Source organism: Butyrivibrio sp. WCD2001, from assembly GCF_000424485.1.
GTDB lineage: Bacteria > Bacillota > Clostridia > Lachnospirales > Lachnospiraceae > Butyrivibrio.
On the sequence record NZ_AUJZ01000010.1, the window covers coordinates 33850 to 50623 of the forward strand.

Below are 16774 nucleotides of genomic sequence, written 5' to 3' on the forward strand. Positions count from 1 at the left end.
AATGAGTACAAGAATTATTGAATTAAAAAGAAGTGTATTTGAGAGTAACGATGAGAGAGCAGATCTCCTTAGAAAAGAGCTTAAGGATAAAGGGATTTTTCTTTTGAACCTTATGTCTTCACCGGGATCGGGAAAGACCACAACTCTCAAGGCAACAATCAATGCACTTAAGGACAAGTATAAAATCGGTGTTATGGAAGCTGATATCGATTCCGATGTTGATACCAAGAAGATTGCAGAGACCGGAGTAAAAGCAATTCAGCTCCACACAGGCGGTATGTGCCATCTTGATGCTGATATGACAAGACAGGGCCTTGATGCCCTTGTAGAGGGAGATGTTGATCTTGCTATCTTAGAGAATGTAGGAAATCTTGTATGTCCTGCAGAGTTTGATACAGGAGCTTCAAAGAATGCGATGATCCTTTCTGTTCCGGAAGGTCACGACAAGCCCCTCAAGTATCCTCTTATGTTTAGCATCTGCGACGTTGTTCTTATTAACAAGATCGATGTTGCTCCTTACTTTGATTTTGATCTTGAGAAATGTAAGGAATACATTCACATGAGAAATCCTAAGGCTGAGATTATTCCTATCTGCGCCAAGACAGGTGAGGGAGTGGATAAGTTTGCAGAGTGGCTCAGCGCTCAGGTTGAAGACTGGAAGAAGTAATGACACAAGGACGAATTCATTCAATAGAAACCTTCGGTTCAGTTGATGGACCGGGGGTTCGTTTTATCATATTTTTAAAAGGCTGTAATCTTAGATGTAAGTATTGCCATAATGCGGACACCTGGAATCCGGAATCCAATGATCTGAGGACGGCAACTGAAATCCTGGATAAAGCTGAGCGCTATAAAGGTTACTGGGGAGATGAGGGCGGAATCACAGTCAGTGGAGGTGAGCCGCTTTTACAGCTGGATTTTCTTCTGGAGCTTTTCAAAGAGGCAAAGGCAAGAGTAATAAATACCTGCATTGATACTGCTGCGCAGCCGTTTACCAAAGAGGAACCATTCTTCTCGAAGTTCAAGGAGCTCTTGGAGTATACCGATCTTCTCCTGGTGGATATCAAGCACATAGATAATGAAGAGCATATAAAACTCACGGGAAAATCAAATGAGAATATTCTTGAATGCCTAAGATATCTCTCGGAAACAGGTAAGCCTGTCTGGATAAGACACGTGCTGGTTCCCGGAATCACGGATAATGATGAATATCTGAAAAGAACCAGAGAATTCCTTGATACGCTTACAAATGTTAAGAGAGTAGATGTTCTTCCGTACCATTCTCTTGGACAGTATAAATGGGAAGAACTGGGAATCCCTTATCAGCTTGAAGGCGTGGAAGCGCCAGGCCCCGATCGTGTCGAGAACGCGGTTAGAATTCTAAGAGAATGATCTACGCCTTCCCCTTGGGGGCGCACGACGTCCGGGGGACGTCGGCTTTGCGCGGACCGGAGCGGAGCGGAGACAGGTGGCGCGAAGCGCCGGATGAGGGGATAAAAATACACAATAGAAATACAATATATGTTAAAAAATTGCCAAAGTTGACAAAAGTTATCAACTTTGGCTTTTTTTCGCGGTTTTAGGTTGAAATATATAACGGTATGTGTAAAAATACCAATCGGGTGTCAAAGTTTAAATATACATATTGTGGTTTATGGTTTATAATACACAATATATAGTGGTTTTGATTTTGGCATGCAATTCTTTCCTATTATGTTGCTTTTGCAACTTGCAATAGATTTCGAGGGTGGTATCGGTTTTCAAGAAAGAGAGGAGCAGATATTATGAGAGAACAGTGGAGAGGATTTAAAGGCAATAAGTGGACTGATGAAGTTAACTTAAGAGACTTTATCCAGAATAACTATACAATGTATGAGGGAGACGAGAGCTTCCTTGCTGACGCTACAGAGGCTACAGATAAGCTCTGGGGCAGACTTCAGGAATTGCAGAAAGAGGAGCGTGCTAACGGTGGAGTTCTCGAGTGCGAGACAGAGGTTGTATCAGGTCTTACAGCATATGGCCCCGGCTATATCGACGAGTCCATGAAGGATCTTGAGACTGTTGTAGGTCTTCAGACTGACAAGCCTCTTAAGAGAGCATTCATGCCTTACGGCGGTATCAAAATGGCTGAGCAGGCTGCTGATACCTATGGCTTCAAGGTAAATGAGAAATTCCACAAGATTTTTACTGAGTATCACAAGACACACAATCAGGCAGTTTTTGATGCATATACACCTGAGATGATGGCAGCTCGTCACAGCCACATCGTTACAGGACTTCCGGATACATACGGCCGCGGACGTATCGTCGGTGACTACAGAAGAGTGGCACTTTACGGTATCGACTTCCTTATCGAGCAGAAGAAGGAAGACTTCTCACTTTGCGGATGCGGCGTTATGACTGATGATGTTATCCGTCAGAGAGAAGAGATCGCAGAGCAAATGAGAGCTCTTCGCGGAATGAAGGAGATGGCAGCTGTTTACGGATTCGATATTTCACAGCCTGCTAACAATGCAAGAGAAGCAGTTCAGTGGTTATACTTCGGATACCTTGCAGCTATCAAGACACAGAACGGTGCTGCAATGTCAGTTGGACGTGTTTCTACATTCCTTGATATTTATATTGAGAGAGACCTTAAGGAGGGTACACTTACTGAGTCTGAGGCTCAGGAGCTTATCGACCATCTTGTTATGAAGTGCCGTATGGTTAAGTTTGCTCGTATCCCCAGCTACAACCAGCTCTTCTCAGGAGATCCGGTTTGGGCAACACTTGAGGTTGGCGGACTGGGAATGGACGGTCGTCACATGGTTACAAAGAACGACTACAGATTCCTTCACACACTTGAGAACATGGGACCTTCACCTGAGCCCAACCTTACAGTTCTCTATTCAAGCAGACTTCCCAAGAACTTCAAGAAGTATGCTGCTAAGATTTCAGTTACAACATCTTCTATCCAGTACGAGAACGATGATGTTATGCGTCCTGTATGGGGTGATGATTACAGCATTTGCTGCTGTGTATCAGCTACTCAGACAGGTAAGGAGATGCAGTTCTTCGGAGCAAGAGCTAACCTTGCTAAGTGTCTTCTTTACGCTATCAACGGCGGTAAGGATGAGAAGTTCCTTGACAAGCAGGGTAACCACATGCAGGTAGGTCCTGAATATGCACCTATCACATCTGAGTACCTTGATTATGATGAGGTTATGAAGAAGTACGATAAGATGATGGATTGGCTTGCAAGCCTCTATGTAAATATCCTCAATCTTATCCAGTATATGCATGATAAGTACTATTATGAAGCAGCTGAGATGGCTCTTATCGATACAGATGTACGTCGTACATTCGCTACAGGTATCGCAGGCTTCTCACACGTAGTTGACTCACTTTGCGCTATCAAGTATGCAAAGGTTAAGACTGTAAGAGATGAGTCAGGTCTTGTTGTAGATTACAAGATCGAGGGAGATTTCCCGAAGTACGGTAACGACGATGAGAGAGCAGACGAGATCGCTGTATGGCTCCTCAAGACTTTCCTCAAGAAGGTTAAGAAGAACCACACATACAGAAACTCAGAGCCTACAACATCTATCCTTACAATTACTTCAAACGTTGTTTACGGTAAGGCTACAGGTGCTCTTCCGGATGGAAGACCTGCATTTGCTCCTTTTGCACCCGGTGCTAACCCGGCTTACGGCGCAGAGCAGAGCGGACTCCTTGCTTCACTTAACTCAGTAGCAAAGCTTCCTTACGAGTATGCGCTTGATGGTATCTCAAATACACAGACCATCAATCCCGGTGCACTTGGTCACGACGACGATGAGCGTGCAGACAGACTTGTAAACGTAATGGACGGTTACTTCGATCAGGGAGCACACCACCTCAACGTTAACGTATTTGGTGTTGAGAAGCTCAAGGACGCTATGGAGCATCCTGAAAAGCCTGAGTATGCTAACTTCACAATCCGTGTATCAGGTTACGCAGTTAAGTTCATCGACCTCACTCGTGAGCAGCAGATGGACGTAATTAACCGTACTTGCCACGAATCCATGTAATATGAGTACGGCGCCCCGGACATATATGTCCGGGGCGCTTGTTTTATTGGAAAAGAATAAAAAATGTGATAAACTAAAGGTTGTTCTAAAAGTTTCTTAAAGACAAATCCCGCAAATTCGGGAAATCTCCAAAGGAAAGGTGGTGGTTTTATGAAGAAGATTAAACATGTAAGTAGCGATAATCCTCTGCCTCGAAGTACAAACTTAATAAAAAACCACACCGAAAGGAGATTCCCATGGAAGAAAATACTATCATTGACGTAATCCGTGAACTCCTTGAGAGCAAGCAGTATACCAAGCTTCGTCAGACTTTCGCTGAGATGAATACTGCGGATATCGCTGCTATCATGGACGACATGGAAAATGAAGACTCATTAAAAATGTTCCGCATCCTGCCAAAGGACATGGCTGCGGACGTATTTGCTAACCTCGAAATTGAGGATCAGCAGTACATTATTCAATCTCTGTCCGATAAGGAAGCCGGCAACATCATCGATAACCTGATGGCCGATGATGCGACAGACCTTTTGGAAGAGATGCCTGCAAGTATTGTAAAGAAGATTCTTGCGAACGCAAGACCTGATACAAGAGCGGATATAAACCATCTGCTCAGATACCCTGAAGATTCCGCGGGCTCCATAATGACAGTGGAGTATGTTGACCTCAAGGAATACATGACGGTTGAACAGGCTATTGCCAGAATTAAGAAAATCGGTCTTGATTCGGAGACAGTAAATACCTGTTATGTTGTTACGAATCAGAGAATACTGGTCGGTACCGTAGCCCTTCGCTATCTGCTTATTAAGGACGGCGATGAAAAAATCGGCGACATCATGAATACCCATGTCATTAGTATCAACACTATGACTGACCAGGAAGAAGCTGCCAACATGTTCAAGAAGTACGACTTCACAGTGATGCCCGTGGTTGATAACGAGAACAGAATGATCGGTATCATCACCATCGATGACGTTGTCGACATCATTGAAGAAGAGGCTACCGAGGATATCGAGAAGATGGCAGCTATCATCCCTTCCGATAAGCCATATTCGCGTATCGGTATTTTGGATGTATATAAAAACAGAATGCCATGGCTTCTGTTTTTGATGATAAGTGCAACCTTCACGGGAGCTATAATTACAAAGTTCTCGGATGCGTTATCCGCTTATGTGGTACTTACAGCCTACATACCTATGCTGATGGATACGGGTGGTAATGCCGGTTCGCAGGCGAGCGTATCAATTATTCGTAGCTTGTCGCTTGGAGAGATAGAATTTGCGGACCTCTTCAAGGTTTGGTGGAAGGAAGCAAGAGTTGCGGTACTTTGCGGCGTTACGCTTTCAGTTGCAAACTTTGTTAAGCTACTTGTCATAGACAGACTTGCAATCCCTGTAGCTGCAGTTGTCTGCCTGACACTTGTTATTGTAGTAATTATTGCAAAGAGTATAGGTTGTCTTCTCCCTATGTGCGCAGACAAGCTTGGTTTCGACCCTGCAGTAATGGCGTCACCTATGATCACAACAATTGTGGATGCGATCTCACTACTGGCGTATTTCACTATAGCAACGCAGTTGCTGCATTTAGCTGTATAGAATAAAAAACGCCCCGGGTAATATATCTCTCTACAAACCTCATTGCAAAGAACGCAAGAATCGGTTTGTATTGAGATATATCACCCGGGGCTTGTCCTTTTAATTATTTAGAATACTTTAATTTCTTTACTATCAAAAGCCGCAAACGGACCGGGGATGGTGGCAGGATCCCTGTGTGCTCCGAAGTAATCCTTGTCGAAGGTGATCGGAGATCCATCCGGATTTTCGAAGTACTGTTCAGGCTCAAAAGCTTTTCCGAGTGCTTCGGTAGTAAGAATATTGCAGGAGAAATCTCCGAGCTTTCCGAAGAGATCTGACTTAATATACCAGCTGCCCTTCTTTTCTACTACTGTAACGGATACCTTGGATTTTTTATCTACAAGCTTGTTCTTTTCCTTCTTGTAAACATTGGCGCCACCGAAGTATGCGTTGCCGTCAATCCAAACAGGAAGATGGCCAAAGTGCGCTTCTGCAAGTCCGCCCATGTCGGGGTGTTTCTCAAAATCAAACTGATCCATCCAGTCCTCATAGGTGGGGAAGATATCAAAAGGTGCTGTTCCAACTGCCTCGTAGTCGGCATCCGCAGCGGTCTTCTTTTTATCATGAATCTTGTACTGCTGCAGGAAGATGTTGTTGTAAATTCTGTCATCGCCGTGGAGAATCGTCATGAAGCCTGCAACCTCGGTGCGGTGACGGATGTGGTAAGGTGTGTAGCGAGGCTCTCTCTGCCCTGAAACAATGCTGTCCACACCTGAGTTAATAAGTGAAAAGCCGCCAAGTATCAGATTGTGGATTACAGCAATACCTTCACTCGGAATTGTTATGGCAACTGGCGAGAGGAGGATATTGTTATCAATAAGAGTAGGACCGTGACCCACCTCAATAAAGACATCTGTGTTGAACATGGCACCGGGAGCCTGCCCAAGACCTTCCGGACGGCAGTTGTCATGCATGAGGTTCTGGGTTACTCTGGCACCCTGAGCCTGCCAGTCAAGCCAAACACCCATAATACAATTGTGGATATGGTTTCGTCTTATAGTCACATCGATGGCAGCATGGAGCTTTATTCCTGCGGTTTCCGCACCACCAAGCTGCTGTGAATTGCATACGTGATGGATGTGGCAATCCTCGATGATGGAGAATACTCCGCCCATACGACCGACGATACCGGTCTGTTCGCAGTGGTGAATGTGGCAGCGTCTTATGATATGGTGGCCGATTTTTTCCTTGAGCCATCCATGGAACTGGCCGCGGCAAACGGCGTCACGCTCCATCTGAGTGGGACTCTTTACATGATTCTTGGTGAAGTACATGTCGTTTTCGGGATCGAGATATTTTCCGAGAGAGATACCGCAGCATCGGCTCCCCCAGATTTCGCAGTCCTCGATTATCCAGCCCTTGCTCCAGTGAGGGCCTATCATACCATCCTGGTAAGCTGCAGGCGGAGCCCAGGTGGTAGCTGCTTTGTTGATGTTAAAGCCGCTGACGGTTATATAATCCACATGGTTTTTGTCAGGCATGAAGCAGTTTCTTCTGACAACGATTTCGGTCTTTTCTTTATTAGGATCAAGCTTATGAAAATTGGCATAGATAACTGTATCATCGCCATCCTGCTCTGTGTACCAGAGAAATGATGCCTCCTCCTGGTTCCAGGCAAAGGGATTGGCTTCGGCTTTCTCGCACTCCTTTAGAGAGTCTGTCTCGTGCATCATTACGTCATTAAGGAAAATGGAGCCTGTATGACGGATCTTGGGTGAGAAATACCAGTCACCGTAAACCCTCTCTATATAAGGGTTATAATCTCCAAAAATGGTATTATTTATTCTTGCGCTCCATACATTTCCCTTTACCTTCTTCCAGCCTGTAAGTGGTTCCGCACCGGTGATCACTGCTCCCAGAGGCTCGGTGGAGCGATAAGTAATCCGGGCATCCTTTTCTCCTTTGTTCTGAGGGATGACCTGCTCTCTGTAGATACCGGGTTTGACAAGTATCTCATCTCCTGCTACAGCAATCTTTGCTGCATCGTTTATATGTCTGAAGGGCCTTTTTTCGCTTCCATCGCCGTCGCGGAAAGCGGATGCGTCAACATAATAAATCATTCCTTTTTCCTCCAATAATGTGTTTGATTAAACGTTAAACTTAATTTTTTTTATGTTACGATTAACAGAGCGGATTGTCAATAATATGCACAACAAATTATGAAAAAGAGCAATAATTTTATACATATTACCAAATGTTGTAGTTGACATAAGTTAAAAAAGTTAATAAAATTATCCTGTAGTTAAACGATTTACTTAAAAAGTTTTCGTCAAATAACCCAAACAATATTGACTGGAGCTCAAATGGTAACTCTCAAAGAAGTCGCAGAAATATGCAATGTTTCGGCGGCCACGGTATCAAATGTTATAAACGGTAAAGCGAAGACGAGTGAAGCAACCAGGAAGCGTATCTTACAGGTTATCGAGGAAACAGGTTATAAACCAAACTACATGGCAAAAGGACTCCGGACCAATCGTACGAAAATAATCTCGATTGTTACCGAGGATATAGCACAGTTCACGTCTCCCCCGATAATCGAGAGCATAATGGAACAGTGTGAAAAACATGATTACCATGTATACGTTCATAACCTTCGTCTCTATGACAGATGGCAGGATACCTGGTATGACCAGGATAAAGATTATCATTCTGTTCTGGATCCGGTGTTGCAGGATGTTCTTTCGGCCAGGGCTGAAGGCGTGATTTACCTTGCGGGACATACAAGAATTATCAATTTTTACAAAGATAATTTTAATCTTCCTACAGTCATGTGCTACTCACTGTCGAATTCACCGGCAATCCCGTCGGTGGTTATCGAGGATGAGAAAAGCGCCTATGAAGTAACATCTTACCTTGTAAAGAACGGGCATAAGCGCATCGGATTCGTTGGAGGAAGGGCTGAAAATATACATACAGCTCAGAGACTATTGGGATATCAGAGAGCACTTTTTGAAAACGGCATTCTTTTTGATCCGAATCTTGTGTATTACGGAGATTGGAGCAGAGAGTCGGGGTACGAGGGTGCTAAGACACTTCTTCCTCAGGGAGTGACAGCATTTTTTGGTATTTCGGATAAGATGACCGGTGGAATTTATGATTATCTTATCGAGTGCGGACTTCAGATAGGAAAAGAGATTGCAGTTGCCGGTTTTGATAACGAGAGTATTTCGGAATACTTCTATCCGCCGCTTACAACTACGACACTCCCGCTTGCGGAGATAGGAAGGATAAGCGCAGATTTGCTGATAGATATGCTTGAGAATGATCAGCCTGAAGAATTACCTGCGGAGCCTAAGGTTGTAAGGATACCGTGTTCGATGGAAATAAGAAAATCTGTATGTAGAAGATGATTTGGGTGGAGGTGCAAGTTGACTAAGAAAAAAGCTTATTCATTAAAGTTATTTTTGATGGTGCTGCCGTTTATAGTGCTGGTTATGCTCTTTTGTTATTACCCGCTGTATGGATGGCTCTACGCATTCTATGATTACAAACCGCCGAAGACTTTGGCAAACAGTGCGTTTGTAGGCTTTAAGTGGTTTAAATCTCTTGTAAGCAGTGATGTAAAGATCAAACAGATCATTCAGGTTCTGAAAAATACCTTTGCAATGAGCGGACTTACGCTCGGAACGAGCTGGCTCCCCATGCTGTTCGCAGTATTTCTCAATGAGATCAGGGGCGTGAAGTTCAGAAAGTTTGTACAGACAGTCACAACACTTCCTAACTTTGTCAGCTGGGTTATGGTATATTCCATCGCATTTTCATTATTTAACAGTACAGGTATGATGAATTCCCTTCTTATGAAAATGGGTGTCATCAGTACTCCGATACTTTTCCTTCAGTCATCAGAGCATGTGTGGTTCACACAGTGGTTATGGCTTACCTGGAAAAACCTGGGCTGGGCGGCAATTATGTACATCGCGGCAATTTCGAGTATTGACGATGAGATGATTCAGGCCGCAAGAGTTGACGGTGCGACCAGAATGCAGATTATCTGGCATATTACAATCCCGAGTCTGTTGCCGACATACTTTGTTCTTCTGGTTCTGAACGTTGCAAACTTCCTGAATAACGGAATGGAGCAGTACTACGTATTCCAGAACGCGTTTAACAAGGATTACATCCAGGTTCTCGACCTGTACGTGTATAACATGGCAATGGGTAGTGGTGGCTACTCCGTATCGGTTGCAATCAGTATGCTGAAGAGTCTTGTCAGCCTTGTGCTTCTTTTCATAGTTAACAGAGCTTCCAAGACAATTCGCGGCGAGAGCATCCTGTGATCGGAGGTGGAAGATGGCTATCACACATACAATGACAGGATTGGTGAATAAGATGACAGATAAAAAGAAAGAAATTCCTCAGCAGAAGAGTAAGATGCATGTAAGTGCCGGAGACAGAGCGGTAGAGATTGTATGCTACATAATTTTTGCAATAGCTGCATTCCTTTGCCTGTATCCTTTTTATTACATCGTAATCAATACAATAAGTGCGAATGATATAAGTGCGAGAGGTGATGTACTTTTCCTTCCACAGAGCATTCACTTCCACAACTACATATCCGCATTCAGAATTGAAGGACTGCCTCAGGCTTTCAAGATTTCGCTTATGAGAACAGTTCTCGGTACCGGCCTTACTGTTTTTGCTTCTGCTTTTCTGGGATTTATGTTCACCCAGGAAAAAATGTGGGCAAGAAAAATCTGGTACAGATTTGTGGTTGCTACTATGTATTTCAATGCAGGTATCATACCCTGGTACCTTGTTATGAAGCAGATGCACCTTACAAATAACTTCCTCGGATACATCCTTCCCGCGATTGTATCGCCCTTTAATCTGATTCTTACAAAGACCTTTGTTGAGTCGGTTCCGAAGGAACTACAGGAAGCAGCTGAGATGGATGGTGCGGGAGTGCTCACCGTATTCTTCAGAGTCATCATTCCCGTAATCAAGCCCATCATGGCAACGGTTGCAATTTTCTCAGCAGTAAGCCAGTGGAACGCTTTCCAGGATACACTGCTCCTCATGACAGATACCAAGCTGTATCCTTTGCAGTTTGTGCTCTATCAGTACCTGAATCAGGCGAGCTCACTTGCATCGCTGGCTCAGAGCACATCGAGTACAGCATCACTTGCAGCTGCTGCAGCTACTGCACAGACCACAACCAGTGTGCGTATGACAATTACAGTTATCGTAGTACTTCCGATCATGCTCGTATACCCGATCTTCCAAAAGTATTTCGTAAAGGGAATTATGATAGGAGCTGTGAAGGGCTAATGTAATATGCCTTCTCCCTTTGGGAGAAGGTGTCAGCGAAGCTGACGGATGAGGGTTTCGAAAATATCTCCCATGGGGGTATAGATAAAACTTTATGAAAAAAGTGAAGGAGGAAAAAATTATGAAACTGAAAAAACTTTCATCTCTGGCACTTACTGCAATGCTTACAGTAAGTATGCTCGCCGGATGCGGCGGTGGAAGCACAGGCGGTAGCACAGATACCGGCAGTGCAGGCGGTGCAGAGACAAGCACAGAAGCAGGCGGCTCAGACGCTGCTGAGGCTACTGATGCAGGTGAGAGCACAGAGGCAGGCGATACTGCTGAAGCAGCTCCCGCAGCAAACCATGACGAGACCTACACTGTAGACTTCTACAATGTAGCAGCTAACTTCCAGGGTGTTCAGCCCGGATGGTACGGCAAGATCGTTAAGGACAAGTTCAACATGGATCTTAACATCATCGCACCTCAGGTATCAGGTGACGGAGCTGCTCTTTATCAGACAAGATGTGCAGCTGGCGCACTTGGTGATCTCATCATTCTTGATAACGCAGATGCAGCAGAGTGCGTAGAGTCAGGACTTATCCATGACCTTACAGATGCACTTTCAAAGTATCCTAACCTTATGAAGTATGAGAAGCAGATCAAAGACTTCAACTCACAGGTTGGCGACGGATCCAAGATTTATTGTATCCCGCTTGAAATGAACAACAATGGACCTACAGATTACAAGCAGCTTCACGTTTATTCTTATCCTCGTATGGGATGGGATATGTACAACGAAGTTGGTGCTCCCGAGCTTAAGAATCTTGATGACCTTCTTGATTGCTTAAAGAAGATCCAGGATGCTCATCCGACAAACGAGAACGGCGATCCCGCATATGCAATCAGCATGTGGAAGGATTGGGATTCTCAGTACATGGAGAACGTTGCTCAGCTTACAAAGTGGTATGGACAGGAAGTTAACGGTTCCGTTCTTATCGGTACAGACAACAGCATAGCTCCTATCACAGATAAGGATGGCGCTTACTACAAGATGCTTAAGTTCTTCTATCAGGCAAATCAGATGGGACTTGTTGATCCTGATTCCGCAACTCAGGACTGGAACTCAATCGTTTCCAAGATGCAGGATAAGAGAGTTTACCTCTACTGGTACAGCTGGCAGTATGGCTTCTGGAACAGCCCTGCAAGAGGCGAAGAGGGAACCAACTATGTTGAGATTCCTGTAGCAGACACAAACCTTTACCAGGCATCTGACACCTACTATGGTGATGGACGTGTTCTCTGCGTAGGTTCTCAGGTTTCTGACGAGAACTTTGACAGACTTATGGAGTTCCTTGACTGGTATGCTTCACCCGAGGGTGTTCAGATCCAGCATGCAGGTACAGAAGGTCTTACTTACACAATCGAAGATGGCAAGTACACACTTACAGAGGATGGTCTTAACAGATTCTCAGCAGAAGTACTCGTTCCCGAGGAAATGGGCGGCGGAAACTGGAACGACGGTAACAACCAGATCAACCAGTGGATCGTAGCATCCTGTGATGTTAACCCTGAGACAGGCGAGCCTTATGCTTCTGATATGTGGTCAACAACAATCGAGATGAACCAGACAAAGACAACCAAGGAGTGGTCAGAGAAGTTTGGCGCAGCTGACGATGTTGAGTATCTCAAGAACAATGGTATGATGACAGTAGTTCCTTCAATCAATATCGCTCTTGCAATCGATACTACAGACATCAGCCTTATCCGTAAGCAGTGCGGCGATGTTATCAAGGATTCTTCCTGGAGAATGGTATTCGCAAAGGATGATGCTGATTTCGATGCACAGTGGGATGAGATGGTCAACCAGCTGACAGGTCTTGGATTTGACGATCTTGTAGCTTTTGATACAGAAAAGTATCAGCCTATGCTCGATGCAAGAAAAGCAGCTCAGTAATACTTCATCAGACATAACTTTTAGAAGAAAAAGTTCCGGCAGCCGGTTAAGCGGCTGCCGGATTTTTTATGCATAAATATACTTATTAAAATTTATGAGAATGAGAATAATTATACTTTTTTGCTAAACAATTTCGAGAATTTATAGGATTTTTAGAAAAATAAGCCCAAGTTTTCTTGAATCGGGGAATGCATAGGCGTAAAATAATTATACTGAAATATTATTTCATTGTTTTATCCACTTATGAGAAGGAGAACTGAAATGATTAGACAGATGAGGGAGAGACTTAGACAGAGAAAGGGATTCACACTAGCTGAACTTCTGATTGTAGTTGCTATTATAGCAGTTCTGGTTGCAATCGCAATTCCTACATTTACCAATCAGCTGGAGAAAGCAAGAGAAGCTACGGATGCAGCGAATATAAGAGCTCTTTATGCAGAGGTCGTCGCTGAGTATCTCGAGACGGGAAATCCTGTAGCTGCAAAAACTATGCCTGTACAGCAGAAAAAAGACGGCTGGCAGTCAGACATTGCATGGCCAAGCGGCATTACTGCTCCCGGCGCGAAGACTTCGGGAAGTTGGTCCGTTTCATGCGGTGCTGATGGTGAAGTGTCTATTAATTAAATTCACATAATCATTTTGAATATAAAGGCATAACATAAGCTTTGTGTTTTTAGGATTTCCATAGATTAAAGGTATTTTTATATGGATATAATTAAAAATCAAAGAGGAATATCGAGAATGGTGGTGCTGGTCGCTGTTATTGCTGTCTGTCTGATAGCAATAATCGTTTTTATAAAGCTCGGCCGTAGTACCGAAAGCGCACTTGAGGATGTGGATGAACAGCTGGTTATTACAGCTGAGCACGAGGCGCGTCTCGAATATATGCAAAATGATCTCATCACACAAGTGGTGTATGATGCGGAAAACAAAACCTTTGTAGATCCGACAATGGCAAAAAGCACAGTAGAGCCATACGGATCCTCAAAAAAGAACAGGGGTAAGTATCTGCTGATAACTATAGGCAATGATGAGACCGTTTCGTCAAAATGGGTAACTCCGTAAACGATGTGAACCGGTTTCTATGTAGGGGGAAACATGCCAAAGAAGAGAATAGGTGACCTGCTTATAGAGCGTGGTCTGATTAACGACAAGGAATTGCAGTTTGCTCTTGATATGCAGAAGCAAACCCATGAAAAGCTTGGCGAAGTCCTTATAAATAACAGAATTGTGTCTCCGGAGGACATGGCAAAAACGCTTGCCGTTCAGCTGGAGGTTGATTATATAGACCTTGCCAAGGTTAATATACCCCAGGAACTTACTAAGCTTGTGCAGAAAAATACTGCCAAGCAAAATCACTTGGTTCCTGTTCGTCAGCAGGGGGATTCACTTTTGGTAGCAATGGATGATCCCCTGAATTTCTATGCGCTTGATGAGGTCAGAAAAGCCTCTAATCTTAAGATTGTTCCGCTTATTGCCACAAATGTGGCGGTGGAGCGTGCAATAAATACGCTGTATGGCAATGAGAATGCGAAACAGGCCATTGCCGATTATAAAAAGGAGCTTGGACTTAATGAATCGGAAAAGGCTGCCGATACCTCGCTCTCCAATTTTGATTTCGTAATAACATCGAATACTATCAGCGGAGATGGTGATAGTGCGCCTACAATAAGGCTGGTTAATTCTATTATAGAGCGTGCCGTTTCTGAGCACGCATCAGATATCCATTTTGAACCAAGAGAACAGGATATGGACGTTCGTATGCGTATCGACGGTGTTCTGAGGGACATTCTTAAGGTTCCGAAGGATATCACTGCTGCAGTAATTGCCCGTATCAAGACAATGTCCGGTATGGATGTTGCAGAGAAGAGAATTCCGCAGGACGGACGTTTTGCGGTAAGTGTTCTCGGTAAGAGTATCGACATGCGTGTATCTACCCTTCCTATCGCCTGGGGTGAAAAAATAGTATGTCGTCTTCTTGATAAATCCAATACCGAAATTGATAAGGAAATGCTGGGACTTCGTGCGGATGACATGGAGAAATACGAAAAGCTCATTCACTACAAGAATGGTGTAATGCTTCTCGTAGGTCCTACCGGTTCAGGTAAGACAACAACCATGTACGCTATGCTCAATGAGCTTAACACCAGGGATGTCAATCTGGTAACGCTTGAGGATCCTATCGAGTATAACCTTGACGGATTGAATCAGGTACAGGTTAATACAAAGACGAACATGACTTTCGCAAACGGTCTTAGAGCGATTCTCCGTCAGGACCCGGATATCGTATCAGTAGGTGAGATACGTGACGGAGAGACAGCAGAGATATGCCTTAGAGCAGCGCTTACCGGACGTTTTGTTATGAGTACAATTCACACCAATGACGCAATTGGTGCAATTGACAGACTTGAGGATATTGGTGTAGAACCTTATCTTATTTCAGCAACACTTCGAGGTGTAATCTCGCAGAGACTTGTCAGGAGAGTATGTCCCTACTGCGCAGAGGAATACGAACCCCAGCAGGATGAGATTGACAAGCTCGGAATAAAGATTCAGCCCGGAACAAAGTTTAAATTCGGAAGAGGTTGTCAGCACTGCTTCAATACCGGCTATTCGGGACGAATTGCCATATTTGAAATCATGATGGTAACCCCCGAAATCAGAGACCTGATCTATAAAAAGGCAGGACGCTCTGCCATTGAACAGGAACTTAAGAAGGAAGGCAGTGATTTCGTATCACTTAAGGAGGCCGGCATTAAGCTGGTGCTCGAGGGCGTAACCACAGCCTATGAAGTTATGAGAGTGACTAATGAAAGCGATTGAGGATTTAATATGAGAAGTATTGATGAATTAGTAGCAAAAGCTAAAGCCGAAGGTGCATCCGATATTCATATTATCTGTGGCCTTCCGCCAAAGTACAGAAAAAGCGGTGACCTCGAAAACATGGAGGATATGCCCGTAACGAAGGAAGAATGTATCAGTCTCGCCAAGCAGCTTGCAAAGACGGATGAAGCTTTTAACGAACTGATGGAGACCGGTGAGCTTGATGCAGCGGATACTTTTGCTGACAGCAGATGCAGACTTCATTTGTTCAAGCAACAGGGAGTTCCTTCACTGGCGCTTAGAATTCTGGCTGAACATATTCCGGAGCTATCCACATTGGGACTTCCCATAGGCGTTCTTGATCTGCCAAAGCTCCATAAAGGAATAGTGCTTGTAACCGGTGAGACCGGGTCCGGTAAATCAACAACACTTGCAGCTATATTGGACAACATCAATCATCATTACAAACGACACATCGTAACTCTGGAAGATCCTGTAGAGTACATGTATACACCTGATCTTTGCGCAATCAATCAGCGCGAAGTCGGAAAAGATACACAGAGCTTTGCGATGGGACTTAGAGCTTCCCTTCGTGAAGACCCCAACGTAATTCTTATCGGTGAGATGCGTGACAGGGATACCATCGAGACTGCTATTACAGCAGCTGAGACCGGACATCTTGTATTCGGAACACTTCATACAGGAAGTGCGGCAGATTCTATAGACAGAATGGTGCAGGTATTCCCGGAAGCAGCGCAGCAGCAGATCAGATTGCAGTTATCAATGGTTCTTCAGGCAGTACTTACCCAGCAGCTCATTCAGAAAAAGGATGGCGGAAGGGCACTGGCTGCAGAATATATGATAGTAACGGATGCGATAAGGAATCTTATCAGAACCGGAAATACACCGCAGATTGCCAATGCTGTAGCAACAAGTGCGGAAATCGGCGGACAGACTATGGATCAGTCCATAGTAATGCTTGTAAGAAACGGACTTATATCCAGAGAGAATGCTTTGCATTATGCAGTTAACAAGGATTTTGTAAGTAGGAACATGATGTAACAGGG

13 protein-coding genes are annotated in these 16774 nt (G+C 44.3%); 12 read left to right on the forward strand and 1 reads right to left on the reverse strand.

Annotation, left to right across the window (positions count from 1 at the left end; genetic code table 11):
* Position 1 precedes the first annotated feature (1 nt).
* From hypB to mgtE, 4 genes are all read left to right on the forward strand, one after another.
* The gene (gene hypB, locus G630_RS0110440; RefSeq protein WP_022761106.1) at positions 2 to 667 is read left to right on the forward strand and encodes a hydrogenase nickel incorporation protein HypB; all 666 of its coding nucleotides are present in this window, start codon (positions 2 to 4) and stop codon (positions 665 to 667) included.
* Positions 667 to 1392: a pyruvate formate-lyase-activating protein gene (gene pflA, locus G630_RS0110445; protein ID WP_081667870.1), complete on the forward strand. Its 726-nt coding sequence runs from the start codon at positions 667 to 669 to the stop codon at positions 1390 to 1392. Before hypB ends, pflA begins: the two co-directional genes overlap by 1 nt.
* A 392-nt stretch (positions 1393 to 1784) precedes the next feature.
* Complete coding sequence (gene pflB / locus G630_RS0110450) at positions 1785 to 4049, forward strand: formate C-acetyltransferase (protein ID WP_026498527.1); 2265 nt, start codon at positions 1785 to 1787, stop codon at positions 4047 to 4049.
* A gap of 236 nt (positions 4050 to 4285) precedes the next feature.
* The gene (mgtE, locus tag G630_RS0110455) at positions 4286 to 5641 is read left to right on the forward strand and encodes a magnesium transporter (protein WP_026498528.1); all 1356 of its coding nucleotides are present in this window, start codon (positions 4286 to 4288) and stop codon (positions 5639 to 5641) included.
* Between the two features lie 107 nt (positions 5642 to 5748).
* Here the strand turns inward: mgtE and G630_RS0110460 are convergent, their stop codons facing one another.
* The gene (locus G630_RS0110460; protein WP_026498529.1) at positions 5749 to 7740 is read right to left on the reverse strand and encodes a right-handed parallel beta-helix repeat-containing protein; all 1992 of its coding nucleotides are present in this window, start codon (positions 7738 to 7740) and stop codon (positions 5749 to 5751) included.
* Between the two features lie 243 nt (positions 7741 to 7983).
* Here G630_RS0110460 and G630_RS0110465 point away from each other — a divergent pair, with 243 nt between their 5' ends.
* The 8 genes from G630_RS0110465 (at position 7984) to G630_RS0110500 (ending at position 16769) form a co-directional block, all read left to right on the forward strand.
* Positions 7984 to 9030 carry a LacI family DNA-binding transcriptional regulator gene (locus G630_RS0110465; RefSeq protein WP_022761112.1) on the forward strand — a complete coding sequence of 349 codons (1047 nt, stop codon included), beginning with the start codon at positions 7984 to 7986 and terminating at the stop codon, positions 9028 to 9030.
* Between the two features lie 18 nt (positions 9031 to 9048).
* Positions 9049 to 9957: an ABC transporter permease subunit gene (locus G630_RS0110470; RefSeq protein ID WP_022761113.1), complete on the forward strand. Its 909-nt coding sequence runs from the start codon at positions 9049 to 9051 to the stop codon at positions 9955 to 9957.
* A gap of 52 nt (positions 9958 to 10009) precedes the next feature.
* Positions 10010 to 10948, forward strand: coding sequence for a carbohydrate ABC transporter permease (locus tag G630_RS0110475; protein ID WP_044928151.1), 939 nt, complete (start codon positions 10010 to 10012; stop codon positions 10946 to 10948).
* A 121-nt stretch (positions 10949 to 11069) separates the two neighbouring features.
* A complete protein-coding gene (locus G630_RS0110480) occupies positions 11070 to 12884 on the forward strand; it encodes a sugar ABC transporter substrate-binding protein (protein ID WP_022761115.1) in 1815 nt (604 codons plus the stop codon).
* A 261-nt stretch (positions 12885 to 13145) separates the two neighbouring features.
* A complete protein-coding gene (locus tag G630_RS23580; protein WP_022761116.1) occupies positions 13146 to 13508 on the forward strand; it encodes a competence type IV pilus major pilin ComGC in 363 nt (120 codons plus the stop codon).
* 81 nt (positions 13509 to 13589) lie between these two features.
* Complete coding sequence (locus G630_RS0110490; protein WP_139176218.1) at positions 13590 to 13949, forward strand: hypothetical protein; 360 nt, start codon at positions 13590 to 13592, stop codon at positions 13947 to 13949.
* Positions 13950 to 13982: 33 nt separating this feature from the next.
* On the forward strand, positions 13983 to 15707 hold the full coding sequence (locus G630_RS0110495) for a GspE/PulE family protein (protein WP_022761118.1): 1725 nt from the start codon (positions 13983 to 13985) through the stop codon (positions 15705 to 15707).
* Between the two features lie 9 nt (positions 15708 to 15716).
* On the forward strand, positions 15717 to 16769 hold the full coding sequence (locus tag G630_RS0110500; RefSeq protein ID WP_026498531.1) for a type IV pilus twitching motility protein PilT: 1053 nt from the start codon (positions 15717 to 15719) through the stop codon (positions 16767 to 16769).
* The last annotated feature ends 5 nt before the right edge of the window (positions 16770 to 16774 follow it).

What these genes read in the sequence shown, in the direction of transcription:
- hypB (WP_022761106.1), top strand. Translation starts at nt 2, where the DNA reads ATGAGTACAAGAATTATTGAATTAAAAAGAAGTGTATTTGAGAGTAAC.
- G630_RS23580 (WP_022761116.1), top strand. Translation starts at nt 13,146, where the DNA reads ATGATTAGACAGATGAGGGAGAGACTTAGACAGAGAAAGGGATTCACA.
- G630_RS0110495 (WP_022761118.1), top strand. Translation starts at nt 13,983, where the DNA reads ATGCCAAAGAAGAGAATAGGTGACCTGCTTATAGAGCGTGGTCTGATT.
- pflA (WP_081667870.1), top strand. Translation starts at nt 667, where the DNA reads ATGACACAAGGACGAATTCATTCAATAGAAACCTTCGGTTCAGTTGAT.
- G630_RS0110465 (WP_022761112.1), top strand. Translation starts at nt 7,984, where the DNA reads ATGGTAACTCTCAAAGAAGTCGCAGAAATATGCAATGTTTCGGCGGCC.
- G630_RS0110490 (WP_139176218.1), top strand. Translation starts at nt 13,590, where the DNA reads ATGGATATAATTAAAAATCAAAGAGGAATATCGAGAATGGTGGTGCTG.
- pflB (WP_026498527.1), top strand. Translation starts at nt 1,785, where the DNA reads ATGAGAGAACAGTGGAGAGGATTTAAAGGCAATAAGTGGACTGATGAA.
- G630_RS0110460 (WP_026498529.1), bottom strand. Translation starts at nt 7,740, where the DNA reads ATGATTTATTATGTTGACGCATCCGCTTTCCGCGACGGCGATGGAAGC.
- G630_RS0110500 (WP_026498531.1), top strand. Translation starts at nt 15,717, where the DNA reads ATGAGAAGTATTGATGAATTAGTAGCAAAAGCTAAAGCCGAAGGTGCA.
- G630_RS0110480 (WP_022761115.1), top strand. Translation starts at nt 11,070, where the DNA reads ATGAAACTGAAAAAACTTTCATCTCTGGCACTTACTGCAATGCTTACA.
- mgtE (WP_026498528.1), top strand. Translation starts at nt 4,286, where the DNA reads ATGGAAGAAAATACTATCATTGACGTAATCCGTGAACTCCTTGAGAGC.
- G630_RS0110475 (WP_044928151.1), top strand. Translation starts at nt 10,010, where the DNA reads ATGACAGATAAAAAGAAAGAAATTCCTCAGCAGAAGAGTAAGATGCAT.